Source organism: Salipiger abyssi (genome assembly GCF_001975705.1).
Taxonomy (GTDB): Bacteria; Pseudomonadota; Alphaproteobacteria; order Rhodobacterales; family Rhodobacteraceae; genus Salipiger; species Salipiger abyssi.
In genome coordinates, this window is the sequence record NZ_CP015093.1 from 1,646,739 (window position 1) to 1,666,215 (window position 19,477).

Sequence of the window (19,477 nt, forward strand, 5' to 3'; positions counted from 1 at the left end):
ACGCTATAACCCGCCTGCCAGATTTCACGTGAGGAAATGCCCGATGTCCGCGCCCAAGAAAGTTGTCCTGGCCTATTCCGGTGGCCTCGATACCTCGATCATCCTGAAATGGCTGCAAACGGAATATGGCTGCGAGGTGGTGACCTTCACCGCCGATCTCGGCCAGGGGGAGGAGCTCGAGCCCGCCCGCAAGAAGGCCGAGATGCTGGGCGTGTCGGAGATCTATATCGAGGATCTGCGCGAGGAATTCGTGCGCGATTTCGTCTTCCCGATGTTCCGCGCCAACGCGCTTTACGAGGGGCTCTATCTGCTCGGCACCTCCATCGCCCGCCCGCTGATCTCCAAACGGCTGGTCGAGATCGCCGCCGCGACCGGCGCCGACGCGGTGGCCCATGGCGCGACGGGCAAGGGCAACGACCAGGTACGGTTCGAACTGGCGGCCTATGCGCTCAACCCCGACATCAAGGTGATCGCGCCCTGGCGGCTCTGGGATCTGACCTCGCGCACCAAGCTCATCGACTTCGCCGAGAAAAACCAGATCCCCATCGCCAAGGACAAGCGCGGCGAGGCGCCCTTCTCGGTCGACGCCAACCTGCTGCACACCTCGTCTGAGGGCAAGGTCTTGGAAAACCCCGCCGAGCAGGCCCCAGATTACGTGCTGCAACGCACCGTGCCGGTGGAGCAGGCGCCGAACGAGCCCGAATTCATCGAGATCGGGTTCGAGAAAGGCGACGCGGTGTCGATCAACGGCGAGGCCATGTCGCCCGCAACGATCCTCACCAAGCTCAACGAGCTCGGCGGCAAGCACGGCATCGGCGTGCTGGATCTGGTGGAGAACCGCTTCGTCGGCATGAAATCCCGCGGCATCTACGAGACGCCCGGCGGCACCGTCCTGCTCGAAGCGCATCGCGGCATCGAACAGATCACGCTCGACAGCGGCGCCGGCCACCTCAAGGATTCGATCATGCCGCGCTATGCGGAGCTGATCTATAATGGCTTCTGGTTCTCGCCCGAGCGCGAGATGCTCCAGGCGCTGATCGACAAATCGCAGGAACACGTCACCGGCACCGTGCGGCTGAAGCTCTACAAGGGCTCCGCCCGCACCGTCGCCCGCTGGTCGGATCACTCGCTCTATTCCGAGGCACATGTGACCTTCGAGGAAGACGCCGGCGCCTACGATCAGCAGGACGCCAAGGGCTTCATCCAGCTCAACGCACTGCGTCTGAAGCTGCTGGCCGCGCGGAACCGTCGCCTGAAGGGCTGAACCTCCAGCCTTGCGAATGCGTCCCCGTCGGATTTGCCTCCGGCGGGGATATTTTTTGCCAATGGAAGAGCCGGGCGCTTTCCCCTGTTTCCATTGGCTCCAAATATCCCGGGGAGTCCGCGCAACGCGCGGGCGGGGCAGAGCCCCAAACTTCCGGAGGCAGATATGGCAGAGCTACAGGATTTCATCGACGCGCAGAACCAGCACTGGCCCCAGATCCTCGCCGAGCTGCGCGACGGGCGGAAGGTCACCCACTGGATCTGGTATGTCTTCCCGCAACTGAAGATCCTCGGCCGATCGGGCATGGCGCGACATTTCGGCATCTCCGATCTGGAGGAGGCCAGCCGCTATCTCGCCAATCCGGTGCTTGGGGCGCGGTTGCGGGAAACGGCGCGTCTCCTGCTCGACCATGCGGGCGCCGATCCGGAGGATATTCTGGGGCCCGTCGATGCGCTGAAAGTCCGGTCCTGCATGACATTGTTCGAGGCGGTGCCCGATGCGCCAAGTGTGTTCTCGGAGGTTCTTGACAGTCTCTATGCCGGCGCAAGATGTCCCGTCACCCGCGACACGCTGGCATGAATGTGCCGCCCCCCGCGCAAGACACGAGGGGCGGCGCGGAGACCGCGGTAAGGGTTGGAAAGACGGTCTCCGATACCGCTTACGCGAAACGAGATACTCGCTACGGTAAAGCTTATTGCGCGGTGATCGTCGCCATGACGAGATTGCCATCGACGCGGATCGGGCCGTCTTCCTTGGCGCCCAGCGTATATTCGAAACCGCCGGTGGTCATGCCGCCCTCTTCGCCGTGGATCATCAGCATGAGCATGTCACCCGGCGCGACCTCTTCGGTCAGGATCGCGGCCACATCCATGGTTTCACCGGCGCGCAGCGGCGCATAGCCCACCACGGGGCCGGGCTTCATCTCGGCATCGGTGCGGTGCACGACCAGCCAGCCATTCGCAGTCGTGGTCACCTTCTCGGCGCTGACCACGCCATTGGCGACGCTCTGGTCCATGGCCTCGACCATCGGTGCCATGTGGTCGTCGGCGAAAGCAGCGCTGCCGGTGAGTGCGGCAGCGGTGGCGAGAATAAGGGTCTTCATAAGGTCTCTCCTGTTGCTCGGTATGCAAGCGGGCAGCCCCTTGCCACCCGCGATACTTGAAGTCACGCAGACCGGAGAAAAAGAGTTTCAGAAAAAATTTCTTTTTAGATCAATGCACTGTCGCGCATCTTCTCGTAATGCGGCAGCGCTTCGTTTGCCAGGTCCGCCGCCGCGCCGCTCAACTCCGGCAAATCGCCCTCGGGCCCGGCAAAGCCGGTGGAGCGATGCACGGAGCCATACCAATGCGGCGCCCAGGCCCCATCCTGCGCGTGCCCGCCGGCGGGCCAGGACAGCATCGCCGGATCGAAATCCAGCCCGATCGCCTCGCAAAGCGCGCGCAGCTTGCTCTCCGGATCGCGGCGGATATCGGCGCTGTCGATCACATAAGGCGTCAGACCCAGCGACAGCACGTAATCGTAAAGCTCCGCCTGCGCTGCAAAACCGATATCGGCTGCGGTGGGATTCTCGTAGCCCTTGGAAAAGCTCGCCACGACCCGTGCGGGATGGCGCAGCAAGAAAACATGCACGCAGTCTTTCATGAACGCGCGCGGCATGCCGTCGATCATGTGCTGACACATATGCTTGTGATAGACGTGCGGCCTGCCCTTCGGCATCGGGCCGAGCAGTTGGGCCTGCACCGTCTCGGCGCTTTCGGGACGGCTGGCCATAATCTCCACGGCCATCGGATGCGGCAGGCCGGTCATGCGCAGATAGGGGCCATAGAACGGCTCATCCACCACATGGAAATCCGCCCGGTTGCCAAAGGCATACATCATCGCGGTGGAGAGATTCCGCGGCCCCGACCACATGGCGATCCTCATGGGCTCACCAACTCTTTATAGAGCGTGCGAAGCCGCTGCGTCACCGGTCCCATCTCCCCCGTGCCGATCACGCGCCCGTCGATCTCGCCCACCGGGGTCTGCGCGCCGAAAGTGCCGGTGAGAAAGGCTTCGTCGGCGCCATAGGTATCGACCAGCGAATAGTTGCGCTCATAAACCGGGATGTCGTTGGCGCGGCAAAGGTCGATCACCTTCTGCCGGGTGATGCCGTTCATGCAGTAATCGCCGGTCGAGGTCCAAACCTCGCCCTTGCGCACGATGAAGAAATTGCAGGCATTGGTGGTGTTCACGAAACCATGCACATCCAGCATCAGCGCCTCGTCCGCGCCCGCCTTTTCGGCGGCGATACAGGCGAGGATGCAGTTCAGCTTGGAATGCGAATTGAGCTTCGGATCCTGCGTCATCGGCAGCCCGCGCTGATGTGGCACGGTGGCAAGCCGGATCGGGCGCGGGATCGACGGGCTGGAATGCTCCATCAGAATGACCACGGTCGGCCCCTGCACCGAGAGACCCGGATGCTGGAACGGCCGGGTCTTCACCCCGCGCGTCACCATCAGCCGGCAATGGGCATCGGTGACCATGCCATTGGCCTCTTGCGTCTCTGTTATGGCGGAGATGAGCTCTTCGCGGCTCATGCCGATGTCGAGGTCGATGGCCAGCGCGGCCTCGAACAGCCGGTCGAAATGTTCGTCGATGAAGGACCAGCGCCCGTTATAGAGCCGCAGCCCCTCCCAAATCCCGTCGCCCAGCATGAAGCCGGAATCGTAGACCGAAACCAGCGCCTTCGCCTTGGGCTTCAGCGCGCCATTGACCCAGATGAGGATCTCTTCGTTGCGGGCATCTTCCGCCGCCTGATGTGTCGTGACCTTGTCCATGCCCGGCAGGCTAGGAATGTTTCACGGGAAACGGAAGGGGTCACGCAGGCTCACCATGCGGTGACATCGCGTTGCAGCGGATTGATCGGACAGCCGCCTGGGCGCACCCTCGGTCAAAAGGGAGGTGCGCCATGATCCGCAGCGTTTTTCTATCCGTTCTGATCCTCATCGGCCTGGCCGTGCAGGCCCACCGCGCCGAGGCTGGCGAGCGCCGCGATATCGTGGTCGCCGGCGGCTGTTTCTGGTGCGTCGAGGCCGATTTCGAGAAAGTGCCCGGGGTGATCTCGGCGGTCTCGGGCTATACCGGCGGCGCGCTGAAAAACCCCAGCTACAAGCAGGTGAGCCGCGGCGGCACCGGCCATTACGAGGCGGTCAAGATTACCTATGACAGCGCCCGTGTGAACCGCGACCAGCTTTATGCGATGTTCTTCCGTTCGGTCGACCCGACCGATGCCGGCGGGCAGTTCTGCGACCGGGGCGAGAGCTATCGCACCGCGATTTTCGTCTCTGATCCGGCGGAAAAGGCCGCTGCCGACAAAGCAAAAGCCGAGGCGGAGGCGGCGCTGGGGCAAAGGATCGTCACCCCGATCCTGAAGGCGGGCGCGTTCTGGAACGCCGAGGACGATCACCAGGATTACTACAAGGGCGACAATATCGTGCTGACCCGCTTCGGCCCGATCAAACAGGCGAAAGCCTACAAGCGCTATCGCGACGCCTGCGGCCGGGACCAGCGGGTGCGTCAGCTCTGGGGCGGCGCGGCGCCCTTTGCCGGCGGCTGAGGCTGAGCCTCAGCCGAACCGCGCGGCCTGTACCTCTTTCAGATCGGGGATCACATCGGCGGTGCCGTGGCGGGTGACCATCAGCGCGCCCGCGCGGCTCGCCAGCTCCACCGCCTGGCGCAGCGGCATGCCCCGGTCGAGCCCCGCCAGAAGATAACCGGTAAAGGTATCCCCCGCCCCGGTCGTGTCCACCGGGGTGACCTTCGGCGTCTCGAACCGCTCCGCCTCCCAGTCATTCGCGGCCAGATGCAACCGCCCGCCGCGTCCGCCTTCGGTCACGATGACGGTCTCCACCCCCATCCCGGCCAGCCCCAGCCCGGAAGCGGCCTGAAGCTGCTCCATCTCGATGGCGTTCAGCACCAGAATATCGCAAAGCCCGAGAACCGCGCGCGCCGCCTCCGCCTCGAAGGGTGCGGCCGCATAGGCCACGCGCAGCCCAAGCTCGCGCGCCATCCGCGCCGCCTCGGGCTGCAACAGGGTCTCGTTCTGTATCAGCAGCAGATCGCCGGTCTCCGCCTCGGACAGCGCCCGGCCCAGCAGGTCTTGGGGAATGGCATGGTTGGCGCCGTGATGGATGACGATGGAATTCTCGCCCTGCCCGTCCACGAGAATGATGGCATGGCCCGTCGCCTCATCGACCTCGACGATATGCCGCGTATCCACCCCGTATTCCATGAGCCGCCCGACAGCCCAGGCGCCATCCGCGCCAACAGCCCCCAGATGCACCACCCGCGCCGCCGCCCGCGCGGCGGCCACGGACATGTTCGCCCCCTTGCCGCCCAAGCCCCGACTCATCGACGCCGCCGCCAGCGTCTCGCCCGGCACGGGCAGATGCGGCACGGAATAGGACAGGTCGGCATTGATGGACCCGAGATTCCAGATCGTCATGCGCCCTGCCCTTTCATCTTTCCGAAAATACCTCCCGCCGGAGGCATCCGCCCCCGGCCCGAGGCGCCACCGTCAGCCCACTTTGCAGGCCGCCAGCACCGCCATATTGAGGATATCGTTCGCGGTCATATTGGTCGAGCAGATCTGGATCGACTTGTCGACGCCCGCGAGGATCGGACCAATCACCGTGGCGCCCGCCATCTCCTGCATCAGCTTGACCGAGATCGAGGCCGAGTGCCGCGCCGGCACCACGAGGATATTCGCCGGTCCGGAGAGGCGCTGGAACGGATAGGCCTCCTGCGCCTTCGGGTTCAGCGCCACATCGACGGTCATCTCGCCTTCGTATTCGAAATCCACCCCGCGCGCGTCCAGCACCTGCGGCGCCAGATGCATCTTCTGCGCCCGTTCCGACACCGGATAGCCGAAGGTCGAGAAGGAGACGAAGGCCACGCGCGGCTCCATCCCCAGATGCCGCGCCACACCCGCCGCGCGTTCGGCGATATTGGCAAGGTCGTTCTCCACCGGCCATTCATGCACCAGCGTGTCGGAGATCAGCACGATCCGCCCGTTGAGCAGCAGCGCCGTGACCCCCACCGCGCCGTGATGCGCGTCGGCGTCGAAGACATGGTTGATCAGCTCCATCACATGCGCCGATTTCCGCGTTGCGCCGGTGATCAGCCCGTCGCCATGGCCATGCGCCAGCATCAGCGAGGCAAAGACATGCCGGTCGCGGGCCGCCAGCCGGTGGATGTCCTGCCGGTCGTGACCCTTGCGCTGCAACCGCTCGTAGAGGAACCCCTTATAGGTCTCCAGATGCCGCGTATTGGCGGCGTTCACCACCTCCAGCTCGCGCACCGCATCGCCAAGACCCGATTCCTCGAGCTTCTTGCGCACATCGTCCTCGCGCCCGACCACCAGCGCCTTGCCCAGCCCGTTGCGCTGATACATGACGGCGGCACGCAGCACGCGCGGGTCGTCGCCCTCGGCAAAGATCATCCTTGCCTGCGCCTGACGCGCCCGGTTGTTGATGCTGCGCAGGATCGGCGCGGTGGAATCCATCCGGCCCTTGAGCGTTTCGCGATAGGCCTCCATGTCGACGATGGGCCGCCGCGCGGCGCCGGTCGCCATCCCCGCCTTGGCCACGGCGGGCGGGATGCGGTGGATCAGGCGCGGATCGAAGGGCGTGGGGATGATGTAATCGCGCCCGAAGCTGAGCTGCTTGCCATAGGCCAGCCCCACCTCGTCGGGCACGTCCTCGCGTGCGATCTCGGCCAGTGCCTCGGCACAGGCGATCTTCATCTCGTCATTGATCGCGCGGGCGTGGATATCGAGGGCACCCCGGAACAGATAGGGAAAGCCCAGAACGTTGTTGACCTGGTTGGGGTAGTCCGAACGGCCGGTGGCGACGATCGCGTCGGGGCGCACCTGATGGGCCTCTTCCGGCGTGATCTCGGGATCGGGGTTCGCCATGGCAAAGATCACCGGGTTCTCGGCCATGCTGGCCACCATGTCCTGGGTCACCGCGCCCTTGGCCGAAACGCCGAGGAATACATCCGCGCCCTTCATCGCCTCTTCCAGCGTGCGCAAGTCGGTGGCGGCGGCATGGGCCGATTTCCACTGGTTCATGCCCTCGGTGCGACCCTGATAGATCACGCCCTTGGTGTCGCACATGATGCAATTGTCGTGCTTGGCGCCCATCGCCTTGACCAGCTCAAGGCAAGCGATCCCCGCCGCGCCGGCACCGTTCAGCACGATGCGGCAATCCTCGATCTTCTTGTCCGAGAGATGCAGCGCGTTGATCAGACCGGCGGCACAGATCACCGCCGTGCCGTGCTGGTCGTCATGGAAGACCGGAATATCCATCTCTTCCTTCAGGCGCTGCTCGATGATGAAGCATTCCGGCGCCTTGATGTCCTCAAGGTTGATGCCGCCGAAGGTCGGCCCCATCAGCCGCACGGCCTGGATGAATTCTTCCGGATCCTCGGTGTCGAGCTCGATGTCGATGGAGTTCACATCGGCGAAACGCTTGAAGAGCACGGATTTGCCCTCCATCACCGGTTTGCTCCCGAGCGCGCCGAGATTGCCGAGCCCCAGCACCGCCGTGCCGTTGGAGATCACCGCGACGAGGTTGCCCTTGTTGGTGTAATCATAAGCCAGCTCGGGGTTTTCGGCGATTTCCTCGCAGGGCACGGCAACGCCGGGCGAATAGGCCAGCGACAGGTCGCGCTGCGTGGTCATCGGAACCGTGGCCTGCACTTCCCACTTGCCTGGGACGGGTTCGAGATGGAAGGCCAGCGCCTCCTCCCGGGTGATTTTCATCTTGGCCATGGCGCAACACTCCTCCGCTTCGGCGAAGTTGCTCTTAGCGCAGCGGAAAGCCCGGCTCAACCGCGCGGTTTTCGCCTTTCGCCCCGGGCGCGGGCTTTGTTATGTCAGACCGAACAGGCATTCCGGGGGCAAGCATGACGGCAGTCACGCCAATGATGGCGCAATATCTGGAGATCAAGGCGGATCACCCCGATGCGCTGCTGTTCTACCGGATGGGCGATTTCTACGAGCTGTTCTTCGACGACGCGGCGGCGGCGGCCGAGGCGCTGGACATCGCGCTGACCAAGCGCGGCAAGCATGCGGGCGAGGATATCCCGATGTGCGGCGTGCCGGTGCATGCCGCCGAGGGCTATCTGCTGACGCTGATCCGCAAGGGGTTCCGGGTGGCTGTCTGCGAGCAGCTCGAGAGCCCGGCGGAGGCCAAGAAACGCGGCGGCAAATCCGTGGTCAAGCGCGGCGTTGTGCGACTGGTCACCCCGGGCACGCTGATCGAGGATTCGCTGCTGGAGGCGCGGCGGCACAACTACCTGGCCGCTTTGGCACGGGTTCGGGACGAATGGGCGCTGGCCTGGGCCGATATCTCCACCGGCGCGTTTCACGTGATGCCGCTGGGACAGGCGCGGATCGGCGCGGAGCTGGCGCGGCTGGCGCCGTCGGAACTGCTGGTCTCCGAAGATGTCGGCGAGACGCTGCGCGAGGTGCTGGGCGATCTCGGTGTGTTTCCGACGGTGCTGGGCCGGGCCTCCTTCGATTCCAGCGGTGCCGAGGCGCGGCTCTGCACGCTTTACGGGGTGCAGACGTTGGCCGGCTTCGGCAGTTTCGCGCGCTGCGAGCTGGCGGCGATGGGCGCCTTGGTCGATTATCTCGACATCACCCAGAAAGGCCGGCTGCCGCTGCTGCGCGCACCGCAGCGCGACGCGGTCTCGCGCATGTTGCAGATCGACGCGGCGACGCGGCGCAATCTGGAACTGACCCAGTCGATGAATGGCGGACGGCAGGGCTCGCTGCTCTCGGTGATCGACCGCACGGTGACCCCGGGCGGCGCGCGGCTGCTGGAGCGGCGCGTGTCGTCGCCCTCGCGCGAGCTGGACGTGATCGCGCGGCGGCTGGCAGCGCTGGACTGGGCGATCGAGAGCCCGCAGGGCTCGGCGCTGCGCGACGCGCTGCGCAAGGTGCCCGATCTCGACCGGGCCCTGTCGCGCCTCGGGCTCGACCGTGGCGGCCCCCGCGATCTGGCAGCGGTGCGCAACGCGCTGGAACAGGCCGAGGAGATCGCGCAAGCGCTCGACGAGGCCACCCTGCCCGAGCTGCTGGCAGAGGCGCGCGCGGCCCTGCGTGGGCATGACGACCTGCTCGCCCTGCTCGACGCGGCACTGGTCGCCGAACCGCCGCTTCTGGCGCGCGATGGCGGCTTCATCGCGCCGGGCTACGATGCCGATCTCGACGAGGCCCGCACTCTGCGCGACGAAGGCCGCAGCGTGATCGCCCGCATGCAGGGCGAGTATGCCGAGCGTGCCGGGGTTTCCTCGCTGAAGATCAAGCACAACAACGTGCTGGGCTATTTCATCGAAACCACCGCGACCCATGCGGAAAAGATGATGTCGCCGCCGCTGAACGAGACCTTCATCCACCGCCAGACCACCGCCAATCAGGTGCGCTTTACCACGGTCGAACTGACCGAGCTGGAAACCCGCATCCTGAATGCGGGAAACGAGGCGCTGGAGATCGAGAAGCGCCTCTTCGCCCGGCTGCGCGAGGCCATTCTCGACGAGGCACCGGCGCTTTCGGAGACCGGGCTGGCGCTTTCGGAATTCGACCTGGCGCTGGGGCTGGCGGATCTCTCCAGCGCGCAGGGCTGGGCGCGGCCGCAGGTCGATGACAGCCGCGCCTTCGAGATCGAGGCCGGACGCCACCCGGTGGTGGAGCGCGCCTTGCAGGCCCAGGGCGCGGGGCCTTTCATCGCCAACGATTGCGGGCTCAACGCCGAAGGCGAAAGCGCCGCGGTGACACTGCTCACAGGTCCGAACATGGCCGGTAAATCCACCTATCTGCGGCAGAACGCGCTGATCGCGCTGCTGGCGCAGATGGGCTGCTACGTGCCCGCGCAGCGCGCCCATATCGGGCTGGTGAGCCAGATCTTCAGCCGCGTCGGCGCCTCCGACGATCTGGCGCGCGGGCGCTCGACCTTCATGGTCGAGATGGTCGAGACCGCCGCGATCCTCAACCTCGCCGACGACCGGGCGCTGGTGATCCTCGACGAGATCGGGCGCGGCACCGCCACCTATGACGGGCTCTCCATCGCCTGGGCAACGCTGGAGCATCTGCACGGCGTCAACCGGGTGCGCGGGCTTTTCGCCACCCATTACCACGAGCTGACGGTGCTGGCGGGCAAGCTTGACGGCGTGACCAATGCCACGGTGGCGGTGAAGGAATGGGACGGCGAGGTGATCTTCCTGCACGAGGTGCGCGAGGGCGCGGCGGATCGCTCCTATGGCGTGCAGGTGGCGCAGCTTGCCGGGTTGCCGAAAGCGGTGATCGACCGCGCGCGGACGGTGCTGGATGCGCTGGAACAGGGCGAACGCGAGCGGGCCGCGCCCAAGGCGCTGATCGACGATCTGCCGCTGTTCTCTGCCGCCGCCGTGGCGCCACCGCCGCAGGCCGGCCCCGCTGGGCCCTCGCCTGTCGAGGAGAAGCTCTCCACGATACGGCCTGACGACATGTCGCCGCGCGAGGCCTTGCAGGCGATCTATGAGCTGAAGGGGCTGCTGGACAGCGCCGGCTGAGCCAGCGGGTGCGTTTCACATGAAACGGAAGGCGGTGAGGCCCCGGATCAAGTCCGGGGCGTGTGTTTTCGACCTCTGTCCGGGTCTCAGCTTGCGGGCATCGAGCTGACGCCGACCTGCGCCGGGCGCAGCAGCCGGTCGTAGAGCATGAAGCCCTCGGCGGAGACCTGGATGATTTCGCCCGCCTTGGTGCCGGGCACCGGCGCTTCGAACATCGCCTCGTGATGCTGCGGGTCGAACTTGTCACCAACCTCGGGGGTGATCGCACTCATGCCGTGCTTGGAGAACGTGTTGAGCAGCTCGCGCAGCGTCAGCTCGACCCCTTCGATCAGCGCGGCAGCGGCGTTTTCCTCGCGCGCGGCGTTCAGCGCCCGTTGCAGGTTGTCATAGACCGGCAGCAGATCGCGGGCGAGGCGCGAGCCGCCATATTGCTGCGCTTCGCGACGATCCTTGTCGGCGCGCTTGCGGGCGTTTTCCGCATCGGCCAGCGCGCGCATGAAGCGGTCCTTCAGCTCGTCGCGTTCGGCACGCAGCGCGTCCAGCTCGACCGCTTCGGGATCCAGCTCATCCGCATCCTCTGCGTAGGCCTCGGCCTCGGCGGCTTCGATGTCATCGAGAAACTCGTCGTTCTTCGGGTCTGCCATTCTTCACCTCTAGCTCCGCTCGGCAATCAGCTTGCCGACCAGCTGTGCCGTGTAATCCACGATCGGGACGATCCGGCCATAGTTGAGACGCGTGGGGCCGATGACGCCCACCGCGCCGATGATCTTACGATCCGCGTTCATATAGGGAGAGACCACCAGAGAGGAACCCGAAAGTGAGAAAAGTTTGTTCTCGGAGCCGATAAAAATGCGCACACCGTCGCCGGTTTCGGCCAGTTCCAGGAACTCGGCGATGTCGCGCTTGCGCTCGAGATCGTCGAAGAGGTTGCGGATGCGGTCGAGCTCTTCGGTTTCCGCCTCGGTGCCGAGGAGATTCGCGCGCCCGCGCACGATCAGCCGCGCCGAGGTGTCGCCCTGATCCTCCCAGCTCGCCAGCCCCGCCTCGATCAGATCGGCGGCGAGCGTGTCGATCTCCTGCCGGCGCCGGGCGATTTCCTCGGCCATGATGTTGCGCAGCTCGGCAAGCGTGCGGCCTCCGATCAGCGCGTTGAGGAAATTCGCCGCCTCGCGCATCGAGCTCGGGGTCTGGCCGGGCGGCGGCGTGAACAGGCGGTTTTCCACATGGCCGTCGGCAAAGACCAGCACCACCAGCGCGCGGTCATGACCGAGGCTGACGAATTCGATATGCTTGATCGGCGCCTCGTGTTTCGGGGTCAGCACCAGCGAGGCGCCATGGGTGACACCGGAAAGCGCCGCGCCCACCCGGTCGAGCACGCCGCCGACATCGTCGGCGCCCGAACCCAGCGTGGCGTCGAGCTTTTCGCGGTCGGTGTGATCGAGATCGCGCACCTCCAGCAGACCGTCGACGAACATGCGCAGGCCGAGTTGCGTGGGGATGCGCCCGGCGCTCACATGCGGGCTATCGAGCAGGCCGAGGAATTCGAGATCCTGCATCACATTGCGGATCGTCGCAGCGGAGACCTTTTCGCTGAGCGTACGCGTGAGGGTACGCGAGCCCACCGGCTCGCCCAGTTCGAGATAGGTTTCCACGACCTTGCGAAACACTTCGCGCGAGCGGTCGTTCATTTCGTCGAACAGTCGGTTTCGCTCTTTCATCCCGTCTCTCTCCGCCTCTTGCGGTCATTAAAGGCCGGTATCCGGCGCCGTCAATCGGGGTTGCGGGGATTGCAAGGCATCAGTATCCCGGTCGCAATCGAGAAAGGGGCGCCGATGAGACCGTCAGGACGAGATTTAAGCGAAATGCGGACCGTTTCAATCGAAACGGGTGTGACAAAACACGCGGAGGGGTCCTGCCTGATCAAGGTCGGCGACACCCATGTGATCTGCACCGCCTCGATCGAGGAGCGGGTGCCGCCCTTCATCAAGGGGTCCGGCCTGGGCTGGGTCACGGCGGAATACGGCATGCTGCCGCGCTCGACCGGGTCGCGCATGCGGCGCGAGGCGGCGAGCGGCAAACAGGGTGGCCGCACGGTGGAGATCCAGCGTCTGATCGGGCGCTCGCTGCGCGCGGGCGTCGACCGGGTGGCGCTCGGGGAGCGGCAGATCACCGTGGATTGCGACGTTATCCAGGCCGATGGCGGCACGCGCTGCGCGGCGATCACCGGCGGCTGGGTCGCCCTGAAACTGGCGGTGAACAAGCTGATGAAAGCCGGGCTCGTGGTCAGCGATCCGCTGGTCTCGCCGGTGGCGGCGGTGAGCTGCGGCATCTATGCCGGGCAGCCGGTGCTGGATCTGGATTACCCCGAGGACAGCGAGGCCGGCGTCGACGGGAATTTCATCCTGCGCGGTGACGGGCAGCTGATCGAAGTGCAGATGTCTGCGGAGGGCGCGACCTTTTCGCGTGCGCAGATGGGCCAGCTCATGGATCTGGCGGAAGCCGGGGTTTCGGAACTGGTGGCGGCGCAGAAGGCAGCCGTGGCATGACCCGGCGCTTTGAGGGTGAGCGGCTGCTGGTCGCCACCCACAACAAGGGAAAGCTGGTGGAGATCGCCGATCTTCTGACGCCATATAGCGTCAATGTCGTCGGCGCCGCCGAGATGGGTCTGCCCGAGCCGGACGAGACCGGCACCACATTTGTGGAAAATGCGCGGATCAAGGCGCATGCCGCGGCCAAGGCGACGGGACTGCCGGCGCTCTCGGATGATAGCGGTATCGAGATCGACGCTCTGGACGGCGCGCCGGGCGTCTATACGGCGGATTGGGCCGAAACAGAGACGGGCCGCGATTTTGTCATGGCGATGGAGCGCGCGCATCGGGAGCTGCTGGCCTCCGGCGCAGCGCAGCCCTGGACTGCGCGCTTCTGCTGCACGCTGGTTCTGGCTTGGCCCGATGGCCATGACGAAGTGTTCCCCGGTGTGATGGAGGGACAGGTGGTCTGGCCGATGCGTGGTGATCAGGGGCACGGCTACGATCCCGTGTTCCAACCACACGGCTACGACATCACCTTCGGCGAGATGGACCGCTGGGAAAAGAACCGCATCAGCCATCGCGCCGATGCGTTCAAGAAATTCGTGTCGGGCTGTTTTGGCTGAGACCTGGCGCCCGGGCGGTTTCGCTCTCTATGTGCATTGGCCGTTCTGCGAGACCAAATGCCCTTATTGCGATTTCAATAGTCATGTCGTGCGCCATGTGGACCAGACTCGCTGGGCCGAGGCGCTGGTGCGCGAGTTGGCGCGCTATGGGCGGCAGACCGAAGGGCGCGTACTCTCCTCGATCTATTTCGGCGGCGGCACACCGTCTCTGATGCTGCCTGAAACCGTGGGTGCGGTGCTGCGTGCGTCGCGCGATCACTGGGCCTGGGCCAACGATATCGAGATCACGCTGGAGGCGAATCCGCGCTCGGTGGAAGCGGAGAAATTCGACGGCTTTGCCGCTGCCGGCGTGAATCGTGTGTCGCTCGGTGTGCAAGCATTGCGGCCGGACGATCTGCGCAAGCTCGGGCGGCTGCACAATGTGGATGAGGCGCTTGCGGCGCTGGATATCGCAAAGTCGGTATTTTCGCGCGTGAGTTTCGATCTCATCTATGCGCGGCAGGGTCAGAGCCTTGCCGACTGGGAGCAGGAGCTGCGCGAGGCGCTGGATCTGGCCGGCGATCACCTGTCGCTCTACCAGCTCACAATCGAGGAAGGCACCGCCTTCTGGGACCGCGCGCAGGCGGGGAAACTGCGCGGCTTGCCCGGCGAGGATCTGGGCGCGGATCTATATATCGCGACGCAGGAAATTTGCGAGGCAGCGGGGTTTCCGGCTTATGAAGTCTCGAACCATGCCGCACCGGACGCGATGTCGCGGCACAATCTGGTTTACTGGCGCGGCGGTGATTACGTCGGGATCGGACCCGGGGCCCATGGGCGTGTCGGCTTGAACGGGCAACGATTTGCAACCGTGGCGCGGCGGGCGCCTGGCGACTGGCTTTCAGCTGCGGAAAGCGGCAATGGCGATCTTGAGGCCGAGCCGCTGAGCGATGCGGATATCTGGAACGAATATCTGATGATGGGGCTGCGGCTTTCCGAAGGGATTTGCCGCGAGAGAGCGTCATCGCTTGGGCCTTCGCAAATTTCCGAGGAGACGCTGGTGCGTTTTGAAGAACTCGGGCTGATCTGGCGAACGGACGAGCGCTTTGGTGCGACGCGCGAAGGACGGATGGTTCTGAATGCGCTGACGGCCGAGTTGCTGACGGACTGAGATTTTCTGAATTTTGGAAATCCGACCGGGTGCGCGAGCGCGAACCATCATGGGAAAGGCGCGTCGAAACCGCCTTTCCCGGATCTTAGCTCAACGCGTGGCGCTGAGGATCATGCAGAGAGAATCCAGCTCTTCGAAAGACTCATAGGAGATCGTCAGCTTGCCCGACTCCTTGCCCGGGGCATGCGCAATCGAAACTTTCATCCCGAGCGCCGCAGAGATATCGCCTTCGAGTGCCTTGGTGTCGGCATCCTTGTCCATCTCGTAGGACGCCGCTGGCGCCTTGCGTTGCGGTGGCTGGGTTTCGGCGCGCAGCAACGCTTCGGCCTGGCGGACCGAAAGCTTTTTGCGCATGATCTCTTCGGCCATCCGGTCGGGATCGCGAGCAGTGACGAGAGTCCGCGCGTGACCGGCGCTCAGCTCGCCATTGCGCACATGTTCCTGAACGCCGTCAGGCAGATTGAGCAGTCGCAGAAGGTTGGCGATATGGCTGCGGCTTTTGCCCAGGGCCTCGGCGATCTTTTCCTGAGTATGGCCGAAGCGGTACATGAGTTGCTTGTAGCCGGCCGCCTCTTCGATGGCATTGAGATCGGCGCGCTGGATGTTCTCGATGATCGCGATCTCGAGCGTCTCCTGATCGCTGAGCTCGCGGATCAAAACCGGCACTTCATGCAGCTGGGCAAGCTGCGCGGCGCGCCAGCGGCGTTCACCGGCGACGATTTCGTATTGGCCATCCTCTGCCGGTGCCGGGCGGACGATGATCGGCTGAATGATACCCTTGGTACGAATGGAATCGGACAGCTCCTGAAGCTGTTCCGGCGTAAAGCTGCGGCGCGGCTGATCCTTGTTCGGCACCAGCTTTTCGATGGGAACAAGACGATCCGGCGTCTTCGGCGTGGTCTCCTCAGCACTTTGCGTGGGCTGGATGTCAACATCGGACATCAGCGCCGAGAGGCCGCGACCCAATCCGCGGCGGGGTTCCTTTTTATCTGACATGTCTGCTCTTTCTGTTCTGTAGGTCAGGCGGCAAGGCGGGCATTCTTGCGCAGCAATTCATCGGCCAGGGCGCGATACGCGGTCGCGCCCTTGGACTGGCCATCGTAAGACAGCACCGGCATGGCAAAGGACGGTGCTTCGCTGACGCGGACATTGCGCGGAATCACGGTGGCGAAGACGAGATCCCCGAGATTTTCGCGCGCATCATCCTCGACCTGACGGGACAGGTTGTTGCGTGCGTCGTACATCGTCAGGAGGACGCCCTCAATCCGCAGATCGGGATTGGCGGTCTGTCTGACTTCACGGATCGTCAGCATCAATTGCGACAGGCCTTCCAGCGCGAAGAACTCGCTTTGCAGAGGTACCAGAACGGAATGCGCTGCGACCATCGCATTGACCGTGAGGAGGTTGAGCGAAGGTGGGCAATCGATCAGCACGTAGTCGTAGCCGAAGCGGTCCATTCCCGTCTGGCGAAGCGCGTCGTGCAGAAGAAAGCTGCGCTTTTCATTCGCCACCAGTTCAATATCCGCAGAGCTGAGGTCGACCGTGGCAGGAATCAGATCGAGCTGCGGCTGGTCCGTCTTCTGAATGACCTGCTCAAGCTCGATATCCTCGAGCAGAAGCTCGTAAGTTGTGTATTCGCGCTCATCCGGCTCAATGCCAAGTCCGGTGGAGGAGTTGCCTTGCGGATCGAGATCGACCACCAAAATCCGCATGCCGCGTTCGGCCAGCGCCGCACCCAGATTGATCGTGGTCGTGGTCTTCCCCACCCCGCCTTTTTGGTTTGCGATGGCAATGATTTTGGGGCCGCTAGGCCGCGACGGATCAGACATGTGTCAGAGCTCCGATGGTCAGGACGACTGCGTTGGGATCGGTGATACTTGTACGACGCTCGCAGGAAAACTTCCACGATTCCTCTGCTGCGGCGATCTCTTTTTTCCAATTGGCACCCTTGAGGAAAAGCGCCTGCCCGATCGGGTTCAGATGCCGATCTGCAAAGGATAGCAAGGTCGACAGATCGGCAAGCGCGCGGGCGCTCAGGATATCGGCGCGCAACGGCGGGATTTCTTCGATCCGCTCAACGATAACTTGGCCCGCCGTTTCGGTTTCGCGAAGCGCAGTGCGCAAGAAAACCGCCTTACGCTGATCGCTCTCCACCAACTTCACTTCGAGATCCGGCGCAAGCTCGCTCGCCAGGATTGCGACGACCAGCCCAGGAAAGCCACCACCGGAGCCCAGATCCACCCAGAGGCCCCTGCGATGCCGAGGACACTGAAAGATCTGCGCGGAGTCAACGATGTGGCGGGTCCAGCGATCCTCCAGAGTGGCACGGGAGACGAGGTTGATCTTGGGAGACCATTTTTCCAGAAGCGTGGCGAGATGGCTCAGACGATCCAGTGTTTCACGTGAAACATCCAGGTCCGGAAGCCGAGGATCCAAAAGCGTCATGCGGATTTCGCTTCGCTGTAACGCCGCAGCCGGAGAAGCAGCAACGAAAGCGCCGCCGGCGTCATTCCATCAACCTTGGCAGCTTGCGCAAGGTTTTCCGGCCGCGCGAGCGAAAGCTTGTGCTTCAATTCGTTCGAAAGACCTTCAACAGCAGCGAAATCGAACCCGTTGGGTATCGTCATCGATTCATCGCGGCGCAAGGCCTCGACGTCGCGCTGCTGACGTGCGATATAATTCGCATAAAGCGCATCCCGCTCCAACTGCTCCGCGATCTCGAATTCAATGGCAGCAAAGGCCGGTTCGCCCGATTTCAGCAGAGCCATCGTCACGTCCGGAAAAGCCAAAAGCTGGAACCCATTCCGCTTCTGACCATCCGGCGCCACAGCGATGCCCATTTCGCCGAGAGCTTTCGGAGCAAAAGTATGCCCCTCCAAAAGCCCCCTGCCCCGCTCAAGTTTCGCCCGCTTATCCTCAAAGGCTATACGGCGCACCTCTGATATGCATCCGAGCGCAATAGCCTTGGGAGTCAGCCGCTGATCCGCGTTGTCGGCGCGCAATGACAGACGGAACTCCGCTCGCGAGGTGAACATGCGATACGGTTCACTGACCCCGCGCGAGGTCAGATCGTCCACCATCACACCGACATAGGATTCCGAGCGTCCGAACTGCACTGGTTCCTCGCCCATGGCGTCTCTTGCCGCGTTCAAACCTGCGACAAGACCTTGCGCCGCGGCTTCCTCATAGCCCGTCGTCCCGTTGATCTGTCCCGCCAGATACAAACCGCTGACGGCTCGGACAGCCAAACGGAGATCCAGAGAGCGGGGATCGACGAAGTCATATTCGATCGCATAGCCAGGCTGAAAAATCTCTGCTTTCTCAAGCCCGGCAATAGACCGCACGTAGTCGGTTTGAACCTCTTGGGGCAGAGACGTGGAAATCCCATTGGGATATATGGTGGGATCGTCCAGCCCCTCGGGCTCCAGAAAGATCTGATGCGAGGTCTTGTCGGCAAACCGGACAACCTTGTCCTCAATGGACGGGCAGTATCGCGGGCCGACCCCCTCGATACGTCCCCCATACATTGCGGAACGGTCAAGATTCTCGCGAATGATTTCGTGAGTACGCTCATTGGTGTGGGTGATCCCGCAACTCACCTGACGCACCGCCGGCTCCTTCGAGAGGAACGAAAACATCACGGGCACTTCATCTCCCGGCTGATCTTCGAGCTGAGACCAGTCAATGGTCCGTCCATCCAGACGCGGTGGCGTCCCCGTCTTCAAACGCCCAAGCTCAAGCCCGAGATCGTCAATCCGCTCCGCCAGCCGCACTGAGGGCCGGTCTCCCATACGTCCGCCCGGGCGCGATTGATCGCCGATATGAATCACACCGCGAAGAAATGTCCCCGTCGTCAGCACAACCGCCCCTGCGATCAGCCGCGTACCATCCCCAAGAACAACGCCTTGTACGATCTCGCCGGACTGAATCAGGTCAATGACCTCGCCCTCGACAATGCTCAGGTTTGGCGTGTTGTGCATTTCCCGCTGCATCGCCTGACGATAGAGCTTGCGATCTGCCTGCGCGCGCGGCCCCTGAACAGCAGGCCCTTTGCGCCGGTTCAGCAGTCGGAACTGAATCCCGGCCTGATCCGCAACGCGCCCCATCACCCCGTCCATCGCATCGATCTCGCGCACGAGATGACCTTTGCCCAGGCCGCCAATCGCCGGATTACAGGACATCACGCCAATGCCCGCCTCGGTCAATGTCACCAAAGCCGTGCGCGCACCCTGGCGCGCCGCCGCTGCTGCCGCCTCTGCGCCGGCATGACCACCGCCGACGACAACCACATCGAAGTCGCGTTGTTTCACGTGAA

The 19,477-nt window shown here is 63.9% G+C and carries 18 protein-coding genes; 7 read left to right on the forward strand and 11 right to left on the reverse strand.

Annotated elements, in window-relative coordinates; genetic code table 11:
• Positions 1-43 precede the first annotated feature (43 nt).
• Both Ga0080574_RS11530 and Ga0080574_RS11535 read left to right on the forward strand, forming a co-directional pair.
• Positions 44-1,264 (forward strand): argininosuccinate synthase, encoded by a 1,221-nt coding sequence (locus Ga0080574_RS11530; RefSeq protein ID WP_076699035.1) that lies wholly within the window; start codon positions 44-46, stop codon positions 1,262-1,264.
• A gap of 165 nt (positions 1,265-1,429) precedes the next feature.
• Entirely contained in the window at positions 1,430-1,843 is a 414-nt protein-coding gene (locus tag Ga0080574_RS11535; RefSeq protein WP_076699038.1) for a DUF1810 domain-containing protein, read from the forward strand.
• A gap of 112 nt (positions 1,844-1,955) precedes the next feature.
• Here the strand turns inward: Ga0080574_RS11535 and Ga0080574_RS11540 are convergent, their stop codons facing one another.
• The 3 genes from Ga0080574_RS11540 to Ga0080574_RS11550 all read right to left on the reverse strand — a co-directional run bounded on the left by Ga0080574_RS11540 (position 1,956) and on the right by Ga0080574_RS11550 (position 4,080).
• Positions 1,956-2,366, reverse strand: coding sequence for a DUF7282 domain-containing protein (locus Ga0080574_RS11540; protein WP_076699041.1), 411 nt, complete (start codon positions 2,364-2,366; stop codon positions 1,956-1,958).
• 104 nt (positions 2,367-2,470) lie between these two features.
• Positions 2,471-3,187 (reverse strand): sulfotransferase-like domain-containing protein, encoded by a 717-nt coding sequence (locus Ga0080574_RS11545; RefSeq protein ID WP_076699044.1) that lies wholly within the window; start codon positions 3,185-3,187, stop codon positions 2,471-2,473.
• Positions 3,184-4,080 (reverse strand): D-amino acid aminotransferase, encoded by an 897-nt coding sequence (locus tag Ga0080574_RS11550; protein ID WP_076699047.1) that lies wholly within the window; start codon positions 4,078-4,080, stop codon positions 3,184-3,186. The genes Ga0080574_RS11545 and Ga0080574_RS11550 overlap by 4 nt, the downstream gene beginning before the upstream one ends.
• Before the next feature lie 131 nt (positions 4,081-4,211).
• Here Ga0080574_RS11550 and msrA point away from each other — a divergent pair, with 131 nt between their 5' ends.
• Positions 4,212-4,859, forward strand: a complete 648-nt coding sequence (msrA, locus tag Ga0080574_RS11555) for a peptide-methionine (S)-S-oxide reductase MsrA (RefSeq protein WP_076699050.1) — start codon at positions 4,212-4,214, stop codon at positions 4,857-4,859.
• A gap of 9 nt (positions 4,860-4,868) precedes the next feature.
• Here msrA and Ga0080574_RS11560 read toward each other — a convergent pair whose 3' ends face one another.
• Together Ga0080574_RS11560 and Ga0080574_RS11565 are read right to left on the reverse strand one after the other, a co-directional pair.
• Positions 4,869-5,747 (reverse strand): ribokinase, encoded by an 879-nt coding sequence (locus Ga0080574_RS11560; protein WP_076699057.1) that lies wholly within the window; start codon positions 5,745-5,747, stop codon positions 4,869-4,871.
• Positions 5,748-5,819: 72 nt separating this feature from the next.
• Positions 5,820-8,075: an NADP-dependent malic enzyme gene (locus Ga0080574_RS11565; RefSeq protein ID WP_076699063.1), complete on the reverse strand. Its 2,256-nt coding sequence runs from the start codon at positions 8,073-8,075 to the stop codon at positions 5,820-5,822.
• Positions 8,076-8,209: 134 nt separating this feature from the next.
• Here Ga0080574_RS11565 and mutS point away from each other — a divergent pair, with 134 nt between their 5' ends.
• The gene (mutS, locus tag Ga0080574_RS11570; protein ID WP_076699066.1) at positions 8,210-10,858 is read left to right on the forward strand and encodes a DNA mismatch repair protein MutS; all 2,649 of its coding nucleotides are present in this window, start codon (positions 8,210-8,212) and stop codon (positions 10,856-10,858) included.
• 86 nt (positions 10,859-10,944) lie between these two features.
• Here the strand turns inward: mutS and Ga0080574_RS11575 are convergent, their stop codons facing one another.
• A complete protein-coding gene (locus tag Ga0080574_RS11575) occupies positions 10,945-11,502 on the reverse strand; it encodes a nucleotide exchange factor GrpE (RefSeq protein WP_076699068.1) in 558 nt (185 codons plus the stop codon).
• A gap of 9 nt (positions 11,503-11,511) precedes the next feature.
• Positions 11,512-12,576, reverse strand: coding sequence for a heat-inducible transcriptional repressor HrcA (gene hrcA, locus Ga0080574_RS11580; protein WP_076699071.1), 1,065 nt, complete (start codon positions 12,574-12,576; stop codon positions 11,512-11,514).
• 114 nt (positions 12,577-12,690) lie between these two features.
• Here hrcA and rph point away from each other — a divergent pair, with 114 nt between their 5' ends.
• From rph to hemW, 3 genes are read left to right on the forward strand one after another with little or no spacing between them, the layout of a single operon-like run.
• Entirely contained in the window at positions 12,691-13,404 is a 714-nt protein-coding gene (gene rph, locus Ga0080574_RS11585) for a ribonuclease PH (protein WP_076699074.1), read from the forward strand.
• Positions 13,401-14,012: an RdgB/HAM1 family non-canonical purine NTP pyrophosphatase gene (gene rdgB / locus Ga0080574_RS11590; protein WP_076699077.1), complete on the forward strand. Its 612-nt coding sequence runs from the start codon at positions 13,401-13,403 to the stop codon at positions 14,010-14,012. The genes rph and rdgB overlap by 4 nt, the downstream gene beginning before the upstream one ends.
• Complete coding sequence (gene hemW, locus Ga0080574_RS11595; RefSeq protein ID WP_237219364.1) at positions 14,005-15,162, forward strand: radical SAM family heme chaperone HemW; 1,158 nt, start codon at positions 14,005-14,007, stop codon at positions 15,160-15,162. Before rdgB ends, hemW begins: the two co-directional genes overlap by 8 nt.
• 90 nt (positions 15,163-15,252) lie before the next feature.
• On the opposite strand, the gene Ga0080574_RS11600 is transcribed toward hemW, so the two are convergent.
• Genes Ga0080574_RS11600 through mnmG form a run of 4 tightly spaced genes read right to left on the reverse strand, consistent with a single transcriptional unit; the run spans position 15,253 to position 19,472 of the window.
• Positions 15,253-16,158 carry a ParB/RepB/Spo0J family partition protein gene (locus Ga0080574_RS11600; RefSeq protein WP_076699082.1) on the reverse strand — a complete coding sequence of 302 codons (906 nt, stop codon included), beginning with the start codon at positions 16,156-16,158 and terminating at the stop codon, positions 15,253-15,255.
• A 23-nt stretch (positions 16,159-16,181) separates the two neighbouring features.
• On the reverse strand, positions 16,182-16,991 hold the full coding sequence (locus Ga0080574_RS11605; protein WP_076699085.1) for a ParA family protein: 810 nt from the start codon (positions 16,989-16,991) through the stop codon (positions 16,182-16,184).
• Positions 16,984-17,607 (reverse strand): 16S rRNA (guanine(527)-N(7))-methyltransferase RsmG, encoded by a 624-nt coding sequence (gene rsmG / locus Ga0080574_RS11610; RefSeq protein WP_076699088.1) that lies wholly within the window; start codon positions 17,605-17,607, stop codon positions 16,984-16,986. Before rsmG ends, Ga0080574_RS11605 begins: the two co-directional genes overlap by 8 nt.
• On the reverse strand, positions 17,604-19,472 hold the full coding sequence (gene mnmG / locus Ga0080574_RS11615) for a tRNA uridine-5-carboxymethylaminomethyl(34) synthesis enzyme MnmG (RefSeq protein ID WP_076699090.1): 1,869 nt from the start codon (positions 19,470-19,472) through the stop codon (positions 17,604-17,606). Before mnmG ends, rsmG begins: the two co-directional genes overlap by 4 nt.
• Positions 19,473-19,477: the final 5 nt, after the last annotated feature.